We start from the raw sequence: 22,961 nt of genomic DNA on the forward strand, positions 1-22,961 counted from the left end.
TTTTTCTATTGAAAAATGGCTCTGACCTGGGTATAGGTAAATCTACTTGCGAAATTTGGTGCGCTCTACTTTAGAGATTTGGTACGTCCTACTTGCGAAATTTGGTAAAAACTTGCAATCGCTTGATTAGATTAGTGGGTATGGATCCCGCTGTAGCCCATGCTCATCAGTCCGCGCTGAGATCGATTGCGCGCGTCGTGGAGGAGACGGCGCCGCACACGGAGGCGGGGAAGGCTTTAGGGGACATCGGCAAGCAGCTGCGTGACGGGCCGGTCATGGTGCTCACTGGAGCGGGGGTATCGACGGAATCGGGGGTTCCGGATTATCGCGGGCCGCGGGGCTCGCTGAGCAGGCACCGGCCGATGACGTATCAGGAATTTCGCCATGATCCGGCTGCTAGCCATAGGTATTGGGCGCGTAGCTTCGTGGGCTGGCGCGTGATGGATTCCGCGGCGCCGAATCGCACGCATTATGCGCTCGTGGAGTTGGAGCGCGCCGGGCTGGTTAATGGCGTGGTCACCCAAAACGTGGATGGCCTGCATAAACGAGCCGGTACGGAGCGGTTGGTGACGCTGCACGGTGATATGGAAACCGTGGTGTGCCTGTTGTGTGGGCACCATGAGGATCGCGGGCACTTTGATGCGCGCCTAGCGGCCGCGAACCCGGGGTACCTGGAGCGCCTAGTCGTGGAAAGGGACCAAGTAAACCCGGATGGTGACGTGACGCTGGATGAGAAAGACGTTGCGGCATTCCGGATGGCTGGCTGCGAGCGCTGCGGATCGGAGCTGCTCAAGCCGGACGTGGTGTATTTTGGCGAGCCCGTGCCAGCCACGCGGCGGGATGCCGCCTTTGCGCTATTGAATGAGGCTAATTCGCTGCTGGTGGCCGGTTCTTCGCTGGCGGTGATGAGCGGCTACCGGTTTGTGCTTGAAGCAAAGAAGCAGGGCAAGCGCGTGGCCGTCATCAACGGCGGGCCGGGCCGCGGGGATAAGAAGGTGGATACGCTGTGGCGCACGCAGGTGGGCCCGGCTTTTGATGCCCTGCTCGATGAGCTGGAGATTTAATTACCGCGGCGTGTGCTCCACCATCCTGAGCAGCGTGCGCACGATGGCGTGCACGCGCCTATCCATGGGCATATCTTCGTGCATGACCACCGCGTGGCGGTCGAAATCTTGGATATAGATATTGCGCACCGCACCTTCAGGCGCGCCCTCTGGGTCGAGGAAGCAGGTCTCGGGTGGGACGACGACGGCATCGGAACGCGTGGCGATGCAGGTATAGCTCACGCCGGATTCGAGGTCGCCATCGCGGTTGACATCGCGAAGCACCTCGCTGCCCACCACCTGGTCCATGCCGGCGGGGCCAAACCAGCCATCGATGATGGAGCGGATCACTGCCTCTTGGCGTTGGGTGCGAATGAGGCGACTGGCGATGCCCCCGTGGGTCGTCCCGTGATTAGGCGCGCTGATGCTCATGAGGTGGACGACCTTTTCGGCGCCGCCGTCCATGCGCATCCAGTACCGCGCGAGTAGGCCACCCTGGGAGTGGCCTACCAAGATGACCTTGTTTGCCCCGGTGACGGCGAGCACGGAATCGATATACGCGCCGAGCTGCTGCGATGATTCCGGGATGGTCTGCGTGGCGCGGTGGCCGTAGTCAGGGGCAAAGACTGCCCAGCCGTCTTGGCGCAAGATATTGCCCATGATTTGCCAGACACCCTTGGTATCGCAGGTGCCGTGCACCAGGATGACCGGCCAGGGGCGTTTGTCGCTCGGGCGGGCGCCCCAATCGTCTTCGAAAACGCCGCGCGGCTTCGTGCGTGCGCCGAGGGGCAGGGTCCTGGCGGCATCGGCATCGAGGGCGGAATCGCCGGGACTGGACTTGTCCTTTTCGGCCTTGAGTCGGTCAACGATCTCATCGGCGACGTCATCCTGCAAAGAACTGGCCGCGGCCGGGGAGGCGATACCAAGGCGAGGCGAATCTTTTTCTTCGGGTGCATCTTCCTCGTTCACGCGCCCGAATTTGAGGAGTTGTTCAGAAATAATACTTTTCAACTCTGCAAGAGATTCGACAGCCATGCCTTCCAATCATACGCGTTAATGCAGGTAAATGGCCTCTTTGGAAAAGTTGAAGAAATTTATGGAGAAAGCGCTTGACCTCGCGCCACAATCTTTGTAAACTTAGGCTTGCCTAATCACGGGCGGTGCTTACGGCGTAGGGCGCTCCACTCCTTGCCGCTAAGTGCCAGAGATTAGTCATGGGGAGAGGGCCCGCCGATGCGCAGTCGGCGGGCCTTCGTTTATGCCTCGGGAGGATTAGTCGTCGAAGCAGGCAGCGGGCGCTTCATCCTCGCGCGGGGGAATAGGGAGATCAACGGGAAATTCACGGGTGGCGGCAAAAAGCTCCACCCCAATATTAGTGGCAGGCATGGAGCTAACGATACCAAGTGGGTGTTCCGGATCCAGGGCAGAAAAGACTCCGCTGCCGTGCTCCGTGGTCCCCGCTAAACTCGCCGTTATGACCGATCTGCAGCATGTCCACTCCGTAGATGAAGCGGTGACTCGCTTAATTGAGCATTATGAAACCTCATGTGAGTTGGGGCGTGAGGCCCTTGCCTCGGGCACCCTCGATGATTATCGCCACGTGGTCTATCCCAAGGTGACCGTGGAGATCCGTAAATGGCAGCCGATTGACCGCTCCGAGCCCTTTGGCTATGTGAATGAGGCGGGGAAATACTCCGCGGTCATCACTAAGCCGCACATCATCCGCGAGTACTTGCACGAGCAGCTGACTCGGCTGACTAACAATTATCCGTGCGATATCTTCGTGGGCCAATCGGATGAGCGCATTCCGCCGGAATACATCAAAGATGCCCCGGCGGCGCCGCAGGAACGCGGCCCTATCCCGCGCCCGACCTTGGATGAAGTCAACGATGCGATTATTGATGGTGAGTGGGATGCCTTTCACGGCGAAGAAAAGCCGCTATTTCACTTCGGAGCGCAGCGCTTCGATATTGCCTGTGCGCGCATCGAGCACTACACCGGCGTCGAGGTCGATACGGTGCAGAAATACATTCTGTTTACCAATTACGCGATGCATACCACGGAATTCGTGAAATTCGGCCTGCGCGAGCTGACCAAGGAGGATTCGCGGTATACGGCGCTCGTATTGCCCAATGGGGAGACCATTCATCCCAATGATGCGGTGGACCTCGACCTGGATGGACTGACGCTGACCTCGCGCTTTCAGATGCCCCGGTTCGATCTCATTACCGCGGGTGGCGATGGCATCACGATGATCAACATTGGTGTGGGGCCATCAAATGCTAAGACCATTACGGATTGCTTGGCCGTGCTGCGGCCGGAGGCCTGGATCATGATTGGCCACTGCGCCGGCATGGATGGGCGCATGCGCATCGGTGACCTGATCTTGGGCAATGCCTACGAGCGCCACGACCACATCTTGGACCGGCAGGTAGTTTCTTCTACGCCGATTCCGGCCATTCCGGAGGTCCAACGCATGCTGGAGGCTGCCGTGGATGAGGTCTACGGCAGTGATAATTCGCTCATGCGCACCGGTACGGTGCTTTCTACCGATGACCGCGATTGGGAGTGGCGCACCAGCCGGGATCTGTGGGAGTGGTTGCGCACTTCTACCGCGGTGGCGGTGGACATGGAATCGTGCGCCTTGGCGGCGAATGGGTACCGCTACCGCGTACCCTATGGCACGCTTCTGTCCGTGTCGGACTTACCGCTGCACGCCGTGCCGAAGTTGCCGGCGCAGGCCCAAGCGTTTTATTCCAATTCCAAGGAAGCCCACGTCATGTGCGCGGTGCGCGCGGTGGAACAGCTGGCAGAAAACCCGGAGCGCCTGCGCACGCGCAAGCTGCGGCGCACGTTGGGTGAGGTTCCTTTCCGGTAGCTGCTTTCCCTTGGTAGTTCTCGCTAGTTAAACTACAAAGAAAGCCCATGACGCAAAAGGAGCCGCGCAATCGTGACTGAGAATTGGATTCACCCGGATCGAGAGAACCTCACCTGGGAAGTCTTCGGCGAAGCGAGCCGGAATCTTTCGGAGCAAATCGTGGAATCCGGTTGGTTTCCTGACTTGATCGTGGGTGTTGCCCGCGGCGGACTGATCCCAGCCGGTGCCATTGGTTATGCCATCGGGGTCAAGGCCATGGGCGCTATCAACGTGGAGTTCTACACCGATATTGGCCAGACCTTGGACGAGCCGATCATCTTGTCCCCGCAATTGGATACGGATTCCCTTAAGGGTAAGAAGGTGCTCGTCGTTGATGACGTGGGCGATTCCGGCAAGACCCTGGATCTGGTGGTGAACTTCTTGGAAGAAACCGCCGATGAAGTGCGTTCCGCTGTGGTCTATACCAAGCCGAAGACCATCTTTGAGCCGGATTATTCGTGGAAGAAGACGGATAAGTGGATCAACTTTGCCTGGTCGGTGCTGCCGGTGATCACGGCGGATGGCTCCTTTCAGGAAGGCTCGTAGTAGCTACTAGTATGTGCAGGCGTGATTAACGAGCAGCCTGCACCCACCGGCGTCATCGCCAGTTTCCGCTTTGCATTTTCCTCACCGGCGCGTTTGCGCAAGGAGGTCCTGGGCGGACTGGCGGTGGCGCTTGCTTTGATCCCGGAAGTTTTGAGCTTTTCTATTCTCGCCGGCCTCGACCCGCGGGTGGGGCTGTATTCCTCGGTGATTATGGCGATGGCCATCGCCTTTACCGGCGGGCGGCCTGCCATGATTTCCGCGGCTGCGGGCGCGGTAGCCCTGGTGGTGGCCCCGCTCGCGCACGAGTATGGGCATGATTATGTGGTGGCGGCGGTGCTTGCGGCCGGTATTATCCAGGTGCTGTTGGCGTGGGTGGGCATCGCCAAGCTCATGCGCTTTATCCCGCGTTCGGTGATGACGGGATTCGTCAATGCGCTGGGCATTATGATGTTTACGGCGCAGCTGCCGCACCTTATTGATGTCCCTTGGATGGTCTATGTGCTGGTGGCTATAGGCCTAGCCATCATGATTGTTTTGCCGCGGTTTACCCAGGTAATTCCGGCGCCGTTGGTAACCATCGTGGTGGTAAGCCTCATCGCCGTCGCGGCAGGGTGGAAGGTGCCGGATGTGGCGGACCAGGGCGAGCTGCCCACGACGCTGCCGGGCCTTTTCATTCCGGATATCCCGTGGAACCTGGAGACCCTGCAGGTAATTGCGCCCTACGCCTTTGGGATGGCACTGGTGGGCCTGATGGAATCGCTGCTGACGGCAAAGCTTGTCGATGACATCACGGATACCCACTCCGATAAGACCCGCGAGTCCTTTGGCCAGGGCATTGGCAATATATTGGCCGCGGCGATCGGCGGCATGGGTGTGTGCGCGATGATTGGCCAGACGATGATCGGCGTCAAGGTCTCCCAGGCGCGCACGCGCTTGTCGACGTTCCTCGCGGGCGCCTTCCTCCTTGTGCTGTGCCTGCTTTTCGGCGAGGCGGTAGGCCGCATTCCGATGGCCGCGCTGGTTGCGGTGATGATCCTCGTCGCGGCGACGACGGTGAATTGGCATTCCATCCGCCCGCGCACGCTCAAGCTGATGCCACTATCTGAAATCCTCGTCATGCTGCTGACGGTCGCGGGCACGCTGGCCACGCATAACCTGGCGGTAGGAGTGGTCTTAGGCGTGGTGGCGGCATCGATTGGCTTTGCCCGCCGGGTGGCACACCTCGTGGAGGTCGAGCTGGTTGATGGGCATACCTACGTGGTGCATGGCCAGCTCTTCTTCGCTTCCTCGAATGACTTGGTCTACGCCTTTGATTACACGCTTGATACGGACTTCGTGGTGGTGGATCTTACCGATGCCGAGGTCTGGGATGCCTCGACGGTGGCGACGCTGGATGCGGTGCAGAAAAAGTACGCGGATCGTGGCATTGAGGTGGAGTTTCGGGGCCTCGATGGGGCGAGCGCGCAGCGGCTGGAGCGCCTGAGCGGCCAATTGGGTGATTAATATCACATTGCGATCCTGAGGTGCGTAGGCGTAGCGACTGCAGGGTGAAGAATAAAGTGGGCTAGCGCGGCAAGATCGTCTATTTAGGTCGATAACCTCGAACTATTAGGCGATAGTAACTTTGCGCATTGGAGCAGCTTTGTCTTAACTAACTTAGGTGATCCAATCTGAAAAATGCCCCTGAGGTGCGGGTTTGTTTAAGCATACCTTGCTAGACGGGAGATTTTATTTCGGTATTGTAGTGCCTACAACCAATTAATTGATTCCTACAGAAAGGATTTAGCAATGGATGAGAAGCTGCAAACCCTGCTAAACAATCAGGTCATTAACGAGCACGGCGCCGCTATGGTCTACACCCAGCTGGCCTACGAGATGGACAACCTGTCCTTCCCGGGCATGCGCGATTGGTTCATGGCACAGGCTGGCGAAGAGCGCGTCCACGCACAGAAGCTTGCGGATCACCTCTTGGCACGCGGCTACCGCGTAGAGCTTAACGATATCCCGGTTGGCTCCATCAAGGCCGCCACCCCGCTGGATGCGTTCGAGGCTTCCTTGGCTCACGAGCAGAAGGTCTCCGAGCAGATTCGCGAGATCGCCCGCGTTGCCCTTGACATTCAGGATCTGGACTCCCGCCAGCTTATTGACTGGTTCTTGGCTGAGCAGATCGAGGAAGAGGACACCGTTTCTGAGATTATTGACCAGATCAAGCTGGTGGGCAACGATGGCGCTGGTCTGCTGCGCATCGATTCCCGTTTGGCCAACCGCAACTCCTAAGTTGTGAATAACAAACCCATCAAGATTTAAATCAATCCTCCCATGGCACTGCGCTGCTGTGGGAGGATTGACGTATGTCTGCACACCTGAAAGCAATCCTCTCTGCCGCTCTGGCGGTCTTGGCATTAAGCCTCATTATCGGTGCTGCGGTCATCTCAAGCCACGTGACCCTCGGCATCTTTTTGACCACCGCAGCGCTTATGCTGAGCCCGTTTGCGGGGGTGGTGATGCTGGCGTGTGGGGTCATCGGCAAGCGCGGGCTGGTCAACCGGTCCTTATATTCCTTGAGTGGAATGCTGATTCTGGCCTCGCTGGCCGTGCTCATCGTTTTGCCGATGGCGCAGGCGACGCTGGCGCTGGTGATTTTTATCGCCGGCACCGCGGTAGGGATTGTGGCCGTGCAGACCCAAGCTACTAGGCGCGCATAAACTGGACGCATTATGCCGAAGTTGCTGTTTGATCTATACGGCGTGCTGCTGCGCCCCGCCACGCCGGAAGCGCACGCTGAACTAGAGCGTTTCCTCGAGCCTGCGAACCCGGAGGCCTTCTGGGAGGCCTATAACTATTTCCGGCCGGATTACGATGCCGGAATTTTTAGCGATAGTCACTACTGGAATGAGATAGCCGCCCGCGCGGGAATGGGGACCATTGACTGCGCTGGGGCCGTGGCCTGCGAGAACCAGTACCTGCTTGAGGCGGACCCAGAGATGGTAGCGCTGGTCAGAGGGCTCATCGGGGAGGGCTTTAGCGTGGGGATTTTATCCAATATCCCCACGACCTTGGCGAAACAGGTGCGCGCGCAGCACCCGTGGTTGGCAGAGTGCGCGGCGGTAACGTTGAGCTGCGATATCGGGGTGGCCAAGCCGCACCCAGAGGCCTACCGAGTGGCGGTAGACGCGCTAGCGGCGCAGCCCAAGGACACGCATTTTTTCGATGACCGCATCGACTACATCGAGGGCGCCACTTATTGCGGGTTGCAAGCCCACCTGTTTACCGGGATCGACTCCGCGCGCGAGGTTTTACGCGGTCTGGAGTGAGCGGCCCAGCTCCAATGGTTCGCGCAATAGCTGATCGGTAGCCACGGTACGGGCGACGGCGCGCACGATTTCTTTGTGGCTTGGGATCATGCGCAGTTCCAGATCTTCCGAGGTGGAATCGCGGACGGTGGAGGCAAAAAGCTGGGGCGCGCGGGAATCGCCGGTAAAGGCCCCGCCGGCAATGACCACGGTCTTCGGCGAGCATTCGCGGACCATCTCCGCCGTAATGTGGCCCAGCTGGCGGGCGCGCTCATCCAAAATGGCGCGCACGGCTGAATTGGATTCGGCGATGGTCGCGACCTCGGGCAGGGTGTTGACTTCGATGCCGTGCCGGCGCACGGCCTCCAGGATGGACTGGGTGGCCAAGAGGTGTTCGGAAGCGCCGTGCCCCAGTAGGTCAGAGCGGGTTTGTGGCAGTGGGATGATGGAATTTACCTCGTCATCGGCGGATAGCGCCGATCCTAAAGAATCATCCGCGAAGAGCAGGAGCACGCGCTCGTTCGTACCAATCTCGGCGGCCTGCGTCTCCGAGCCCAAAATGGCGGAAATGGCGGAGGTAACCACCACGGGGACGCTAAATTGGAAGCGCAGGCGCGCCGCGATATCCACGCCGTGCCAGCCCAGGTTGTCCGCGGTGACTAGGCCCTGTTCATCCACGGTGCCCGAGGTGGTAATTCCTAAGGCCACGAGGCGGCGATCCAGGCCCGTCATCATGCGGTTGATGCCGGCCATGATGTGTTCAAGAAAGTCTTCCTCCGTCAGGCGGGCGACAGGAGTGGCGATTTCTTCTTCCGAAACGGTGCGGCCCTTGATGTCATAGAGGCCGATATAGGTCTCGGAGGTGCCGACGGCGATGCCGCCGAGTACCCAGTTATTATCCGCGGCCTCGAGAGGAACGGTAGGGCGGCCCCGGCCCTGGGATTGGGTGAGGTCGGTGCGCTCTTGGATGAGTCCTGCGTTGAGGAGCGCGGTGGTAGCGCGGGTAATGGTGGGCTGGGAGAGTCCGGTGGCTTCTACCAGCTCACTACGGGTAATGATCGGGTTCAGGCGCACCAGGTGAAGGCACTTAGCAGCCGGTGTACGGGGGCGCGTGAACACGGGGCCAGGTTTGATCATGAAAGAAAGTATATGTGTCACAGACTGCTTTGTCTAATCTATTCATAGGTGTATGTACCGAATGGTCTAAAGGTGGAGGTAGGCCAAAAATTCCCTATGCTGGGGCGCATGAAATCAGTAGCGGTTTATTGCGGCTCCGCCGTGGGCAATTCGCCCGCCTATAGCGCAGCGGCACAACACTTGGGCGGCGAGCTTGCCCGTCGCGGGCTGAACTTGGTCTATGGCGGCGGAAATATCGGCCTCATGCGTGAGGTTGCCAACTCCTGCTTGAAGGCCGGCGGCACCGTCACTGGCGTCATGCCGCAATCCCTGGTGGATTTAGAGATCTCCCACCCAGGCTTGACCCGCCTCGAGGTCGTGGATTCTATGGCCGAGCGGAAAACCCGGATGGAGCAGCTGGCGGATGCCTTTATCTGTTTGCCCGGCGGCGTGGGCACGTTGGAGGAAGTGACAGAGGTACTGACCCAACAACAGCTGGGCAGCATTCGTGGGCCCGTTGGCTTGGTTGACGTGGAAGGTTTTTGGCAGCCCTTTTATGACATGTATGCCGCCATGGCTGAGGCGGGCTTCATCCTGCCCCGCTTTGTAAAATCGCTGGTCATAGAAGAAAATCCCGCGGCCGTGCTGGATGGTTTTGCCCAGTGGCACTACCCGGGCACGAAGTGGAACAACGATTAGCTAACAAGTTTGCAACATTTGGGTGAGCCTGGGTGGCTTATCAACAAGATAAAGGGTTAGACTTCCCTCTTATGAGTTCTGAGCAGACCGCTAAGCGCCAGCCCTCTCTACTGGACGCTTCGTGCGATAACTTCGTTCACGACCTAGCCGAGCTATCCCCAACAGATGCAACCGCGTGGGGAATTGACGGTTTTGAAGGCGAATTGCAGGATTTTTCCCCTGACTATTTTGAGGCGGTCGCTGATCGCACCCGCGACATGGTTGCGGATCTAGATGCCTTGGATGACACCACCGATGAATCCGATGATGAGGATGACTTCGATGACGTGGATTACGTCACCGCAGCCGTCTTGCGGGATCGGCTCTGTTTAGATCTGGATTTGCACCATCACGGCGAGGATATTCGCAGCCTTAATAATATTGCCTCGCCCGTCCAGACCATCCGGGATTCGCTGTTGCTTATGCCGCAGGATACCGAGGAGGATCGCGAGGCCATTCGCTCCCGCCTGTCCAAGGTCAAAAGCTCCCTTGATGGCTACCGCGATTCCCTGAAGGAAGCGGCCTCCCACGGCATGGTGGCACCGCACCGCCAGATCTCTGAGGTCATTGTGCAGTGCGAGCGGCTTGCCGATGCCGACTCTATGCTCGAGGGCCTCGGCCTCGACCCCGACTCCGCCGAGGTGAAGAAGGCCAAGGAGGCCTTTGGCGAGTTCTCGGATTGGTTGTCTAATGACCTGCAGCCGCAGTCCTCCAATAAGGACGCGGTGGGCCGCGAACGCTACGAGCGTTTTTCCAAGCTTTTCGTCGGCGATTCCGTGGACTTGGATGAGGCCTATGAATGGGGCCTTGACCAGGTGCGCTACCTGCGCGGGGAGCAGGAAAAGATTGCGCACGATCTTTATGGCTCGGAATGCTCGGTGCGCTCTGCCATGCGCAAGCTGAACCACGAGGAGCGTTATACCCTGCGCGGTACCGATGCCTTGGTGGAGTGGATGCAGAGCAAGGCCGATGCGGTCATCGCCGAGCTCAATGGCAAGGAATTCGACATTCCGGAAGAAGTCGAAGAGATCGAGTGCCGCATCGACCCAGCGGGCACCGGTGGCATCTTCTACACCCCTCCCAGCGATGACTTTTCGCGTCCCGGACGCATGTGGTGGTCGGTGCCGGAGGGACAAGATACCTTCCACACCTGGCAGGAGCTGACCACCGTGCACCATGAGGGTGTACCGGGCCACCATCTGCAGCTAGGCTCTGCCCTGGTGCAAGAGGATTTGAACCTGTGGCGCCGCGCGGTGACCTGGAACTCTGGCCACGGCGAGGGCTGGGCCTTGTACGCTGAGCAGCTCATGGCCGAGCTGGGCTACATGGACGATCCTGGCGTGCGGATGGGGCTGCTCGATGCCCAGCGCCTGCGCGCGGCCCGCGTCGTGGTGGATATCGGATTGCACCTGGGCAAGAAGCTGCCGGACTGCACCGTATCCGGCGTATGGGATAAGGCCCACGTGAAGACCTACATGCGCGAAAACACCGCCATGGATGATGCGAACCTCAACTTTGAGGTCAACCGCTACCTGGGTTGGCCGGGTCAGGCGCCGTCCTATGCCCTGGGTCAGCGCCTGTGGCAAGAAACCCGCGCCGCCGCCGAGGAGCAGGGTATGAGCGCCCGCGAATTCCACTCCGAGGCCCTTGCTCTTGGCTCGGTGCCGATGTCGGTGCTGCGCGAGGCCGTGCTCAATAACTAAGCGCGCAGGCTAGCCGCGCACGCTAGCGCCGTGTGGAAAACTTGCTGACGGCCCTGATGAGCTGCGGCAGGTACCCCGCAATGACCAGCACGGCGATGAGGCGGGTAAGCTGCACCGCGATAACCACGGGGCCAGCCCCACCTTCCGCAGAGAGCGCGAGCACCGTCTCTAGCGCGCCGGGGCTGGTGGCTAGGTAGGCCTCGAAGTAGCTGATATTCAGCCAATGCATCAATGGCCACGCGGTGGCCGCGCACAGGCCGAGGACCGCCGCGATGGAAAGAATCGTCGCGGGAAGTTGCTTGGCAAAGGCCTTGAGCGAGGGGAGAGAAAGCCCGCCGCCGCAGACCCACCCGATGGCCAAAAAGGCAATAACCTTAAAGGCATAGATCGGCTCCAGCGTATGCCCCTCCGGCAGGAAGAATGAGGCCAGCACGGTCAAGATCAGCGGGCCGAGCACCGCTGCGGCGGGCAGGTGCAGGAATTTGCCAAGGCTTTCACCGACCAGCGCGATAACGAGCACCAACGCGATGATCCACCAGGTGGTTTCCGCCTCGAGCCTTAAGTCACCGCCCCTTCCGGCAGGCGTATCGAGGAAGGTCACGACGGCGGGAAGGGATACGGAGACGATCAATAACCGCAGGTATTGGGTGAGCGCGACGTAGCGGTAGTCGGCACCGAGTTCATCGGCAAGCGCGGGCATGAGCGAGGCACCCCCGGGAAGCATGGACAGGATGCCGGTTTCGGAGGAGACGTCCCGTGGCTGCTGGCGGTGCAGCATGACGCCGCAGAAGATGCCCAGCGCGATGGTGACAAAGGACATGGTTATGGCCGCCGGCAGGTATCCCACCAATTGGCCAAAGGGGACCACCGTTAGCGGCAGCGCGGCCATGATGCCGATGAATCCGCGCGATAGCCCATAAAATTTGCGGTTGACCTTGAGGTCTTCGCCGGTGATAAGCGCCATGGCGCCGGAGGCAATGATCGCGGCCAAAATCCACGCGGCCGGCACGTGCCACATGCTAAAAAGCCAGCCCAAGAGGATGGAGACGGGGACCACGATGCCCCACCGCAGGATGGTGTGGGTGTCTACGCTTATTCCCCAGTGCCGTTTAGCCACGCGTTCTCCCATCTTCTGCTCGTCCTCGATCGAGTCTAGACCTCCCCGCCGCGGGGTTTATGATCTCCTCATGGATATCGACGTGGCGCAGTGGGCGGTGCTCCTTATGGGAGCGGCGGGGGCAGGCTGGATCGACGCGGTCATTGGCGGGGGAGGCCTCGTGCTTATTCCGCTATTGCTTGCCGTCGTGCCGGGGCTGGCACCGGCAACGGCGCTGGCCACCAACAAGCTCGCGGCGGTATCCGGCACGGCATCGGCGGCCGTGACCTTGGTGCGCAGGGTGGGCCCGCCGGCAGGAGAGCTCGTTCGCTACGCCCTCATCGCCCTCGTGTGCGCCGGGCTGGGCGCGAGTGTGGCGGCGAATCTAAATAGCGACATCATGCGCCCGCTCATTATCGTGCTGTTAGTGGTGGTGGGCGTCTTCGTGACCTTTAAGCCGAGCTTCGGCACCACCGAGTCGCCCGGGATCCGCGGCGGATGGCGCACCTGGGCGGGGCTTGCGGCGGTAGCGGCCATCTCCTTTTATGACGGCATCTTTGGCCCGGGCACCGGCATGTTCCTGATCATGGCCTTTACCTTTATCTTCTCCCAGAACTTCTTGAAATCCGCGGCGATGGCCAAGGTGGTCAATACCGCCACGAACCTTGGCGCGCTGGTGACCTTTATCCTTGGCGGCCACGTGTGGTGGACCCTTGGCATCGCGTTGGCCGCCGCCAACATCCTCGGCGCGCAGGTGGGCGCGCGGACTGTGCTCAGCGGCGGGACGAAGTTTATCCGCTACGCCCTGCTTACCTTGGTCGTGGTCATGAGCTGCTATTTATCCTGGCAGCAGTGGGGTTAGGCTACATCCGGTTCTTGGTCCGCGCGGTGGCGATAGCATTCCACGGATCCTCGGGCCACGGGTGCTTGGGGTAGCGCCCGCGCATATCGGCGCGCACCCCGGTGTAGGGGCCGGACCAGAAGCTCGCGAGGTCATCGGTGACCGCCAGCGGGTGGCCGGCGGGGGAGAGCAAGTGAAATTGCACGCGGTTGCCGCAGTACTCCGGAGATTCGGCCAGGCCGAAGCACTCCTGCAACTTGATGTGGACCACGGGGCGCTCGCCCGACCAATCGATTTTGGCATTGCGGCCGGAGGGCACTGGGAGGCGCTGAGGTGCGAGCTCATCCAGGCGGGTGGCTTCCGGCCAGGGGAGCAGGCGCTGCAAGGCGGGGTACATGTCTATCTTGGCGGTGGGGGTTCCCTCGGCAATCTGGTGCAGCTCGGGCCCGAGCCACTCGGCGGGATCGGCGGCATCGACATCCGGCCACGGATCACCGTAGTGCGCGCGCAGGTGGCGGAGCCTATCTTTCAAGCTCTGGGCCTTCTCGCTGAAGGTAAATAGGCCGAGTCCCTCTTCGCGGATTCCGGCGGCTAGGGCCTGCGCGGCGGCATCGCCGGTGATCCTAACCGGGGTCTCGGACAGCACAATCGCTCCGGCCGCCCGGACCTTGACCCCGCGCACGCGGCCCCCACGCAGGAAGGCGCGGTTTTCTTCGGTCACGCCGATGGCATCTAACGCGGCGGATTCTGCGATGCGCGCGGCGGTGCGGATGATGGGGTTTCCGGCATTGGAGAGGGTGACCTCCGCGATGGCGAGCCACGGCGAGCCGGCCAGCCCGGAGTTATCCAGCAGCCGTGCGCGGGTGCCGCTGGCCAGCAGGTAGTCTTCACCCACGCGCTTGGCCACCTGCTCGGGATAGGCGGTGGCGACGACCTCGCCGGGGTCTGCGGGGCCGAGATCCTCCACCAGGCGGGACAGGCGCTTGACTTCCTTCTGCGGTGCGGGGCGACGGGTGAGATCGGTGGTGTTGGTGGGGGCATCGGCAAGCGCGGCGATGGTCGGTGCCGCCTGCCTGCCGTGCCGGAGCAGGGAAGCGCCGAGGCGGGGATCGGTGGGCAGCAGGGCAAGCTCCTGTGTCGCGCCGATGCGCTTGAGCGTTGAATGCGCCGCGGCAAGGGCCGGTTCGGGAGGCAAGTCAAGCAGCGGGAAATCTGGGCCCGCGCCCCAACAGTCCAGGAACAAAGCGGCCTGGGTGAGATCTGCAGACAGGATCTCCGGGGTGGTATGCGGGGAAAAGTGCTGGTAATCGTCCTGGGAATAGCAACGAATGACCGTACCGGGACCCTCACGTCCAGCACGGCCCGCACGCTGGTCTGCACTCGACTTCGAGGTGGACACCGTCACCAAACCCGACATGCCGCGCTGCGCATCGCGCCGGGGAATGCGGGCCAGGCCCGCATCCACCACCACGCGCACGCCAGGCACCGTCAGCGAGGACTCCGCGATGGATGTGGCCACCACAATGCGCTGCTCATCGGTATAGAGCGCGGCATCTTGCTCCGCGGTGGTCTGCTTGCCGTGCAGCGGGAAAACATTATGGCCCCGCAGCTCCTCGCACACCAGATTCACCTCCCGCACGCCGGGCACGAAAACCAGCGTGGATTCGTGTTGGCGGGCCGCCTGCTTGGCGATGCCCCCATAAAACTCCCGCGACCCCGCCGCGCGCCCCGGCTGCGGCGCGTACTGGATATCCAGGGGATAGGTCACCGCCTCGGTGGTGTGAACGGGCGCGCCCATGAGCTGGGAAAAGCGCTGCGCGTCTACCGTGGCGGACATGGCGATGACGCGGAAGTCCTCGCGCAGCTCGGCCAGTTCCAGGCACATGCCGAGCACCAGATCCGTATCCAGCTGGCGCTCATGGACCTCATCGATGGCCACGGCGGCCACGCCCTCGAGCTCCGGATCCTTTAACAGGCGGCGCAGCAGCACTCCCGGAGTGACGAATTCGACCTCGCTGCCCGTGCGGGATTCACCGCGGATGGCGAAACCGACCTTCTCCGGGGTGCCGCTGAGGGTGCTCAAGCGCTGGGCGGCCGCGCGCACGGCCACGCGGCGCGGGGCGGTGACGATGACCTTGCCGCGCCCCGCAGCGTGATTGGCCAGTGCCGGTGGCACGAGCGTGGTTTTACCCGTGCCGGGCGGTGCCTGAATGACGACGTTTCCGGTGCTAGGCAGCGAATCGATGGTCTCGGCTACGGGCAGGCCCGCGCCGATGCTGGCGAGATCGAACATTTAGTTGGCGGCCCCAAAACCTTCCACGGGGCCGTCCAAATCCTTGCGCTCCCACGAATCCTCATCGCCGTCCAGCGTGCGTACCACGCGGCCGGGCGTGCCCAGGACCAGCGAATTATCCGGGATATCGGTGGTAATAAGCGTGCCTGCGCCTAAGACGCAGTTTTTTCCAATGGTGATGCCCGGCAGCACAGTGACATTGGCACCGAGCCAGGTGTTGTCACCGATGGTGATGGGCTTGGCTATCTCCCACCCACCAGCGCGCATTTCATGATCGTTTACCGGATGCCCCACCGTAATCAGGGAGCAATTGGGGCCCACCATGACGCCATCACCGAGCATCACCTGGGCCTGGGCCAAAATGGTAGCGCCAAAGTTAATGAAGACGCGCTCGCCACATACTAGATTGCAGCCATACTCCAGGTTCAACGGCACATGCAGGCCCGGCACCGCGGAATCTTCCGGCAGTATCTCGCGCAAGATGCCTTCGGCACGCTCTTGGTGCGTATTGTGCAGCTCGTTGAGCTGCTTTACCAAGTGAAAAGTGCGCTGGTGCTCCTTCTTCGCCTCCGGCATGCTCGGCAAGAACCACTTCTCACCGGTCATCCGCTCCCATGAGCCGTAGCGTTCCAAGTCCTGCCGCCCCTGTGTATCCATGGGTGTCATTGTAGAGGGTGAGGTGCCCCTAGTTTTTCTAAGTGGTTGGGCCATTGGGAGTATGCCCATCAAGCGTGATCAGGATGAAAGGAACCGTATCCGCCTGGTGGCGTCGCGGGCAGGCAAGCATTCAATGCTGCCCACATGCCACGGCGCAGAACCGAAACCGGGAAACCTCCTAATCCGTACCCTGGCACTAGCCACAGAAAGCCTGCTGCAAAGGAAAAATTCCTTAAATACTTTCGCGGGGATAGTTTCCGCGCTCTTGGTAGGAGGAAACCCCCTGGAACATAGTCGCCTGGTCAACTACGCAGATTCCGGTGTTTATGGTGTGCGGTCGATACGGCATCTCCTTAGCCAGTAAAAAGTATTGGTATCGGCTCATAAACACTCTGTTATTTCGCTGTGTGTGACCGGTGTCTGGCCGCCGCAGGCAGAGGGCGGTCCATCGAGCACCACACACTAAATAAAGAGGAAACGGAGATATGACTCGGCCTTGCCAATGATGAATTCACAGCACCGGGGTCCGGGCAACCTGTGGGAAGTGGACAATACATATGACAGATTAGATATGTTGACGCTCAAAAACTTGTGAGAGACCCATCGGTGTCGATCCCAAAGCAGCCACAAGACGCGTTCATCACCGTCGTCCATCCCAGTGGTAGCGACTATAAAGACGCTCAGAGTGTGATGCCAGTGGATCAGCCGGGTCTACCTGATGACAATGGCGGAAACGGCTCTAACCCGTCCACTTTTAATCCGTCGATTAAGACTGAGGCTAAGTTTGCTGAGGGTTCGTCTCGTGTTGTCAATGGTGCGGTTGTTACCGACACTGTGAAATATGAGGGTCTGGTTGATGGTAAGAAGTACCACTTGGATGCGAAGTTGATGTCTAAGGGCGGTAATACTGAGCTGGGTACCGGTTCTGCTGATTTTGAGGCGGATTCTTCTAAGGGTGAGACCACGGTTGATATCACGGTTGAACATGCTGCGCAGCCGGTTGCTGCTGCGGTTGCCTTTGAGGAGTTGACTTCTGTTGAGGTCAATGCTGATGGTGCTGAGACTCCGGGTACTACTCCGGAGAAGCCGAACCACATTGCGGATCACAAGGATCCCAATGATGCCGCGCAGATTGTGACTTCGAAAGAAGAGCCTGGTGAGACCCCGGGTAATCCTGACGGTGGCAAGAGCACTACCGCGCAGTCTTCTACCACGAAGACCAGCGAAGTTTGTGAGTCTGAGGAGCCGGGCGACTCTGAGAGCGTAGAGCCTTCTGAGTCGGTTGAACCGTCTGAGTCTGAGTCTGAGCCTGTAGAGACCACATCTTCCGAGGCTTCTGAGACAGATGAGCCGACTACTTCTGCTAAGCCGTCGGATTGCGTGACAACTACCCTGAAGGACGAGACTAGTAGCAGCGAGGAGAGGGGCACTCCGAATATCTCTACCAACGCTGACTTCAAAGAGGGGTCTCATGAGGTTGTTGCTGGTGCCAAGATTGTCGATGAGGTCACCTATGAGGGTCTGATTCCGGGTAAGGAATACACCCTGAAGGCTGAGCTGATTAGCAAGAAGGACGGTAAAACCGTTCTGGGTACCGGTGAAGCTACCTTCGCCCCTAAGAAGTCCAATGGCATGAAGCCTGTCATCATCACCGTGAACAATGATGTGAAGGAGCCTGTCCAGGCTGCGGTTGCCTTCGAAGAGCTGACTTCTGTTGAGGTCAACGACAAGGGTGAGGACACTCCGGATGTCACGTCGGAGAATCCGAACCACATCGCTGACCACAAGGACATCAATGATAAGGATCAGACTGTCACCTCTAAGAAGGATGGCGGCAAGACCTCATGGTGGCTCATCCTGATTCCGGGCATTGGCCTGGGCAAGATCATCAAGGACCACTTCGATGAGGTCGGCCACCAAGAGGAAAATCCGAATGGTAGCCATGGTGGCAAGGGCCACCAGCCTAATAACCAGGATGCTCCTGAGGATGAAAACTCCGGCCATAACAACGGCAGCGGCGATGCTGCGGGTCAAGAACCTGGAGAGGTCGGCAGTGCACTGCCTGCCGACGCTCAGCGTGCTGAGATTAAGTCCGTACCTTCCGGCGCAACTGAGCTTGAGCCGGGTATGCAGAGCTACATTAAGTAGCCTGTATCGCTAACGCGACTTAACTACTGCGAATCCCCTCCAGCGTGTGAACGAACATGCTGGAGGGGATTTCTATATAGCCTGCCGCACTTATGAAAGAGAAGCAGCTGTCTCACAGGGAAGAAGTGTCGCTACGTATCCACGATGTGTGGGTAACCTCACGTTTTTCCTGTTCCTGGAGTTCTTTGAGGAATTCGGGGTTGAGTTCGTTCTTGGGGTCGTCTTCGAGCTTGAAGGTGTCGTTGACGGCGTTGACGAAGTGGTTGGCCCTTGGGGCGGAAAGTGGCATAGGTAAGCGTGCCGGCGACGACGCCGCCGAGGACGGGGACGATTTTGGTGGCGGCGGAGCCTACGGCTTGCTTGGTGATTTTCTGGCCGAGTCTTCTTTAGGACGAGGTACCAGACGGTTTTGGTGAGCGCCTTGTTGGCGACCTTCATACGAAAATGTGAGACATCGACTCGCCAATTAACTATATTCAATGAGTAGTGTTTGTAGCGTAGGACGGAGTACTGCCATGGCCGAGGTAAACCAAACAATAATCGACTGTACAAAATTGTCGTCTTTGACGTTGTCGTTTGATTATGCTCCAGAAAAACGAGTCCTTCTTCCACTATTCACACGAGAAGATAAGAACAAGAAGAAAACAACGTTCAAATCTGGGGCTGCGATTGTTTATGCAGAAAACGGGAGCGGAAAGTCAACAATCGCTAGAAAATTAACAACTCCAGGAGCAGACGTTACGTTTAGCGATCTAAACGGAAGTCAATTGGCCATTGAATCACCAGAGAACGTTTACGTATTCGATGACGCTTTCATTCAGAGAAATTTCCGGTTTAGAGACACTGAACAGCTTGAGCCGATCATCCTCCTAGGTCCGCAGGCAAACCTGCAAGATGAAATCGATGAAGCGGAAGCAGCTTTGGCTCGTGCGCGGCAAGCGGAAGTGATTGCCGAAGAGAGCTTGAATTCGAAGGAAAAGGAATGCGATGCGGCGTATAAAGCACTGAAGAAAGTACTTCAAGCAAGCCAAGGCGAGGAACCAAAGAAGTCCTGGCAAGGGCGAACATCACTAATCGCACTGGACAATAAATCGACGCAGCTGCGTTCGAAAGTTATTAAAAAAATAATTGGGAAAGATAAAGCTGAAGGTAAAACTCAAGGGGAGTTGGAGGTTGAATTTTCCGACCTCGTAGAGCAGCTAGACAGACTGTATTCCTCTGAGCGAATTTCATGGGTAGTGCCTCAGGCACCTCCGCAGATCAACATAAAACAGATCGAAAATATAGCATCAGAAATCACGGCTCCTGAGCTTGATTCCGATGCAGGAGCACTTGACGCCAAGGTTTTTGAAGCAAGTTTGGGAAAGCAAACCCTAATTGCGCGCTTTGAAGAATTGGTTGAGGCTAGCGCAGAATATTGCCCACACTGCTTCCAAGATATTTCCTCCGACTTTCGCCAACATTTAGCGACCTCATTGATGGCCCAAGTCGAGCGAATCGATCAACAAAAGTCGATTGAGAAGCTGAAGAGTCTCAAAGTTGAGGAAAAGCTTGAAAGTCTAGTGCTTCCCGAAATCGCCTCTGCGGGTGTCGAACAGCTGGAGTCCGCGACTGCTGCTCACGAACAGTACCAGGACCAGTTACGGCTCATAAATGAAGCGATTGATGCGAAAATCGACAACCCTGCCTCCGTGTTTTCGATCAGTGAGTTGGAATACACCGATGCATGGAAAAAGAGAAATGAAGCTCTGGAAACTGTGGGGCTGCTTGTGGAACGACATAATAAGCAGTTCAACAACATTGCTAAGCTTCATGCAGAAGCTGCCGAGCTTAATACGCAGATTGCGCGAGCTGAGGCTGCTGCTGAAATTATTGCCTATGAGAAAGCTGTTAAAGACCGAGAAGCTGCATATAAGACTTACACTTCGGAAAAATGTAAGACGAATGAGCTGGCTGAAAGTCTAGTTGCGCTTCGTCATAAGCTGAGCAATACGGAAGACGCAGCAACAGAGATCAATACGCTTCTGCAGCTGGCTTTTGGAAAGGACACCATTAAACTGGAGTCTGCTATTGGTGGAGGGTATGTGGTGTCAAATCGCGCACGAGAACTCCAACCCGGAAATCTCTCTACTGGTGAGCAAAATCTGCTCGCGTTATGTTACTTCTTCGTCGGCACTGCGCGGCATAAGCGATTTGGCGATAATCTGAAACAAAACTCCTTATATGTGCTCGATGATCCTATTTCGAGCTTCGATTCCAAGAATAAGTATGGCGCGTTGTCATTGATTCGTCAGATTGGTTCTAAGATGTTCGAGAAGATGAGTGAAGCCAAACTATTGGTTCTTACGCATGACATCGCGGTTGCTAATGATCTGTCACAATGCTTCGCAGATATTGTGAACGATCGAGTATTGAGCTGGAATCTAGAAGAAGGAACATTAAAGCGCGTTTCTTTTGACAGAATAGATCAGTATAAGAAGTCGTTGCGAGGAATGTTTGATGCAACAATCGGTGGCGAAAACTCCATTGTGCTGCCCACTTCCAACGAAGTCCGCCGAGTCTGGGAAGCTTTTACTACTTTTCATTTGGGCGAGCGGTTGACCACGGCGGCAGCATCACCGGCAGTGCGTAGTTATTTCGCTTCATGTGGCGAACAATATGTTCAGTTCTTAGATCATTATGCTGGAAGAAATTTTCTAAATCCGGATTCTCATTCGGAATTTCAGCTTCGCAACTTTGATTTTATGCTGCTTCCGACTCTTTCAGAGCCAGATTTTCGACGATATGTAAGGGAAATGCTGTATTTGATTCATATCATTTCGCCTGCGCATATTCCTGGGCGTCTGAGCAACGGCGCAGCCGATTTTGTCAAGATTAAGAAGTTGCTTGATGACAAAGTCATCGCAGAAATTGGAGCGCCTGGGGTTGCCCGCAAATCGTGGACACGTAGTGGAGCTACCTAGTGGTTAGGCAACTATTTCTTTTCTGCTGGTGGTTAGACCAATGCGGTTCTCAAAGTCGACGGGGCTGACCATCCCGAGTGCGGAGTGCCGGCGCCGACGGTTGTAGACCACTTCAATCCAGTAGGCAACGGCCTTGCGGGCGGCATTCCGGGTCGCCCAGCGCTTACGGTCGTAGAATTCGGTTTTAAGCGTCGACCAGAACGACTCGGCCATCGCGTTATCGAAGCACACGCCAGTACGCCCTACGGACTGAGCAATGCCCAGGTTGCGGCAAACTTCCCAGAGTTTTTCGCTGGTGAATTGGGTTCCGCGGTCAGCGTGAAACACCAGCCCATCAGGAACGCCACCGCGTAGTGCATGCGCCATCCGCAGGGCCCGTTGGACCAGGTATGTATCTTGAACGCTATCCATAGCCCATCCCAGTACTCTGCGGGAATGGCCATCGCGGACCGCGCACAAGTACAACCATCCTTCAGCAGTGCGCAGGTAGGTAATATCTGACATCCATACTCGGTTGAGCTCACCAGTATCAAACATGCGCTTGACTAGGTCAGGAAGACTCGACTTACGCTTAGTTTGGACCGTTGTCACTGGAACAAAGGCCCGCGGTGAAATCCCTTCAATGCCCACCATACGCATCCGTTTAGCCACAGTCTTACGGTTAAGCGCAATGTGGTAGCGCTCGGCAAGTTCTGCGGTGATCCGCGGAGCACCATAAACCTCATCGGAGTTTTTCCAAATCTGGTGAATCTTGCGGTCAACATCATTGTAAAATGCTGCACGATTATCTTCGCCGGATAGTCGTTTCTGCTGTGTATGGGCCCATTTGTAGTATCCAGACCGAGACACCTTCAACAAGCGTGCCATGCGCTTGATACTGAAATTCGCCTTCTCCTGCTGCATTAATTCGAACTTTTCTGATCGCGTTGCTTTGCGGCGAAGAAGGCTGTCGCTTTTGACAAAAACTCGTTATCCATCTTGGCTTCTGCCAGCTCACGACGCAGACGAGCGTTCTCAGCACGAAGATCAGCCTCACTCATCCCATCTGATGCTCCTCGGCGTTCACGCTCAAGTTTGACCCACCGGCCTAAAAGGCCTGGTGCGACGCCAATCTCCTTAGCCACATGAGCGATCGGGCGCTGCGACTCGATTACCAGGTTCGCGGCTTCACGCCGGTACTCCGGCGTGTACTTCTTGCGCTGTTGACTCACAATGAACATCCTCTCCTACGGACACAAAATCCGCACAAATAGGGTGTCCACTAAACGAGGGTAACCTCACGGTTGATACCGAGCTGTGCTGATGCTGCGTTCAGCGAGAGGTCCTCATTGTTCTCATGGACAGCCACAGCATCGCGTCTGAACTGTTCGCAGTACCTGGACATGATGGTAGATTACCAATCTTGCCAGCCCGACTGGGCTGGATATCAGGTGTCCACCAAAAAGGGGTCAGGTCCAGAAGCTTCGTTCCAGACCGTCCCCATGTCTCCGTTCGACTCATTCAGGCCCGTAGTTGGTGTCGCGAGCCAGCTGTGTTCTTGTTTACGAGTGCAAAATGCACTCATTTAGGGTTTCCCGGCGTCTTCCTCTCGATATAATCACCACGTT

The 22,961-nt window shown here is 58.0% G+C and carries 19 protein-coding genes; 13 read left to right on the forward strand and 6 right to left on the reverse strand.

Annotated elements, in window-relative coordinates; genetic code table 11:
• Positions 1 to 140: 140 nt before the first annotated feature.
• Positions 141 to 1,064 (forward strand): Sir2 family NAD-dependent protein deacetylase, encoded by a 924-nt coding sequence (locus HMPREF1257_RS06885; protein WP_023024780.1) that lies wholly within the window; start codon positions 141 to 143, stop codon positions 1,062 to 1,064.
• On the opposite strand, the gene HMPREF1257_RS06890 is transcribed toward HMPREF1257_RS06885, so the two are convergent.
• On the reverse strand, positions 1,065 to 2,078 hold the full coding sequence (locus tag HMPREF1257_RS06890) for a triacylglycerol lipase (protein ID WP_023024782.1): 1,014 nt from the start codon (positions 2,076 to 2,078) through the stop codon (positions 1,065 to 1,067).
• A 439-nt stretch (positions 2,079 to 2,517) separates the two neighbouring features.
• Here HMPREF1257_RS06890 and amn point away from each other — a divergent pair, with 439 nt between their 5' ends.
• The 6 genes from amn (at position 2,518) to HMPREF1257_RS06920 (ending at position 7,820) form a co-directional block, all read left to right on the forward strand.
• Complete coding sequence (amn, locus tag HMPREF1257_RS06895) at positions 2,518 to 3,921, forward strand: AMP nucleosidase (RefSeq protein ID WP_034659483.1); 1,404 nt, start codon at positions 2,518 to 2,520, stop codon at positions 3,919 to 3,921.
• A gap of 72 nt (positions 3,922 to 3,993) precedes the next feature.
• Positions 3,994 to 4,506, forward strand: a complete 513-nt coding sequence (locus HMPREF1257_RS06900; protein WP_023024789.1) for a phosphoribosyltransferase — start codon at positions 3,994 to 3,996, stop codon at positions 4,504 to 4,506.
• A 21-nt stretch (positions 4,507 to 4,527) separates the two neighbouring features.
• Positions 4,528 to 6,009, forward strand: a complete 1,482-nt coding sequence (locus HMPREF1257_RS06905; RefSeq protein WP_023024791.1) for a SulP family inorganic anion transporter — start codon at positions 4,528 to 4,530, stop codon at positions 6,007 to 6,009.
• A 285-nt stretch (positions 6,010 to 6,294) separates the two neighbouring features.
• Positions 6,295 to 6,783 carry a ferritin gene (locus HMPREF1257_RS06910; RefSeq protein WP_023016464.1) on the forward strand — a complete coding sequence of 163 codons (489 nt, stop codon included), beginning with the start codon at positions 6,295 to 6,297 and terminating at the stop codon, positions 6,781 to 6,783.
• A 74-nt stretch (positions 6,784 to 6,857) separates the two neighbouring features.
• Positions 6,858 to 7,211 (forward strand): hypothetical protein, encoded by a 354-nt coding sequence (locus HMPREF1257_RS06915; protein ID WP_023024794.1) that lies wholly within the window; start codon positions 6,858 to 6,860, stop codon positions 7,209 to 7,211.
• Positions 7,212 to 7,223: 12 nt separating this feature from the next.
• Positions 7,224 to 7,820 carry an HAD-IA family hydrolase gene (locus HMPREF1257_RS06920; RefSeq protein ID WP_023024796.1) on the forward strand — a complete coding sequence of 199 codons (597 nt, stop codon included), beginning with the start codon at positions 7,224 to 7,226 and terminating at the stop codon, positions 7,818 to 7,820.
• Here HMPREF1257_RS06920 and HMPREF1257_RS06925 read toward each other — a convergent pair.
• On the reverse strand, positions 7,803 to 8,936 hold the full coding sequence (locus HMPREF1257_RS06925; protein WP_023024799.1) for an ROK family transcriptional regulator: 1,134 nt from the start codon (positions 8,934 to 8,936) through the stop codon (positions 7,803 to 7,805). The two genes, HMPREF1257_RS06920 and HMPREF1257_RS06925, sit on opposite strands and share 18 nt — an antisense overlap.
• A 108-nt stretch (positions 8,937 to 9,044) precedes the next feature.
• Between HMPREF1257_RS06925 and HMPREF1257_RS06930 the strand changes: the two genes are divergently transcribed.
• Together HMPREF1257_RS06930 and HMPREF1257_RS06935 are read left to right on the forward strand one after the other, a co-directional pair.
• Entirely contained in the window at positions 9,045 to 9,614 is a 570-nt protein-coding gene (locus HMPREF1257_RS06930; RefSeq protein ID WP_034659484.1) for a TIGR00730 family Rossman fold protein, read from the forward strand.
• Positions 9,615 to 9,685: 71 nt separating this feature from the next.
• Positions 9,686 to 11,356, forward strand: coding sequence for a DUF885 domain-containing protein (locus tag HMPREF1257_RS06935; RefSeq protein ID WP_023024803.1), 1,671 nt, complete (start codon positions 9,686 to 9,688; stop codon positions 11,354 to 11,356).
• 22 nt (positions 11,357 to 11,378) lie between these two features.
• Here HMPREF1257_RS06935 and HMPREF1257_RS06940 read toward each other — a convergent pair whose 3' ends face one another.
• Positions 11,379 to 12,485 carry an AbrB family transcriptional regulator gene (locus tag HMPREF1257_RS06940; protein WP_023024805.1) on the reverse strand — a complete coding sequence of 369 codons (1,107 nt, stop codon included), beginning with the start codon at positions 12,483 to 12,485 and terminating at the stop codon, positions 11,379 to 11,381.
• Positions 12,486 to 12,543: 58 nt separating this feature from the next.
• On the opposite strand from HMPREF1257_RS06940, the gene HMPREF1257_RS06945 reads away from it, so the two are divergent.
• Complete coding sequence (locus tag HMPREF1257_RS06945; protein ID WP_023024807.1) at positions 12,544 to 13,314, forward strand: TSUP family transporter; 771 nt, start codon at positions 12,544 to 12,546, stop codon at positions 13,312 to 13,314.
• 1 nt (position 13,315) lies between these two features.
• On the opposite strand, the gene hrpB is transcribed toward HMPREF1257_RS06945, so the two are convergent.
• Both hrpB and HMPREF1257_RS06955 read right to left on the reverse strand, forming a co-directional pair.
• Positions 13,316 to 15,586, reverse strand: coding sequence for an ATP-dependent helicase HrpB (hrpB, locus tag HMPREF1257_RS06950; protein WP_023024809.1), 2,271 nt, complete (start codon positions 15,584 to 15,586; stop codon positions 13,316 to 13,318).
• Entirely contained in the window at positions 15,587 to 16,252 is a 666-nt protein-coding gene (locus HMPREF1257_RS06955; protein WP_023024811.1) for a sugar O-acetyltransferase, read from the reverse strand. It lies immediately after the preceding gene.
• A 597-nt stretch (positions 16,253 to 16,849) separates the two neighbouring features.
• Here HMPREF1257_RS06955 and HMPREF1257_RS06960 point away from each other — a divergent pair.
• The 3 genes from HMPREF1257_RS06960 (at position 16,850) to HMPREF1257_RS06965 (ending at position 21,354) form a co-directional block, all read left to right on the forward strand.
• On the forward strand, positions 16,850 to 18,391 hold the full coding sequence (locus HMPREF1257_RS06960) for a VaFE repeat-containing surface-anchored protein (RefSeq protein WP_023024813.1): 1,542 nt from the start codon (positions 16,850 to 16,852) through the stop codon (positions 18,389 to 18,391).
• Positions 18,392 to 18,437: 46 nt separating this feature from the next.
• Positions 18,438 to 18,686: a hypothetical protein gene (locus tag HMPREF1257_RS12505; protein WP_232211479.1), complete on the forward strand. Its 249-nt coding sequence runs from the start codon at positions 18,438 to 18,440 to the stop codon at positions 18,684 to 18,686.
• A gap of 220 nt (positions 18,687 to 18,906) precedes the next feature.
• Complete coding sequence (locus HMPREF1257_RS06965) at positions 18,907 to 21,354, forward strand: AAA family ATPase (protein ID WP_023024817.1); 2,448 nt, start codon at positions 18,907 to 18,909, stop codon at positions 21,352 to 21,354.
• Between the two features lie 3 nt (positions 21,355 to 21,357).
• On the opposite strand, the gene HMPREF1257_RS06970 is transcribed toward HMPREF1257_RS06965, so the two are convergent.
• Positions 21,358 to 22,574, reverse strand: a protein-coding gene (locus HMPREF1257_RS06970) for an IS3 family transposase (RefSeq protein WP_156904648.1) whose coding sequence is annotated in 2 segments (ribosomal slippage) — positions 21,358 to 22,313 and positions 22,313 to 22,574 — 1,218 coding nt in all. Because the reading frame shifts where the segments join, the coding sequence is not laid out codon by codon here.
• Positions 22,575 to 22,961 lie beyond the last annotated feature (387 nt).

This window comes from Corynebacterium sp. KPL1814, assembly GCF_000478175.1.
Classification (GTDB): domain Bacteria; phylum Actinomycetota; class Actinomycetes; order Mycobacteriales; family Mycobacteriaceae; genus Corynebacterium.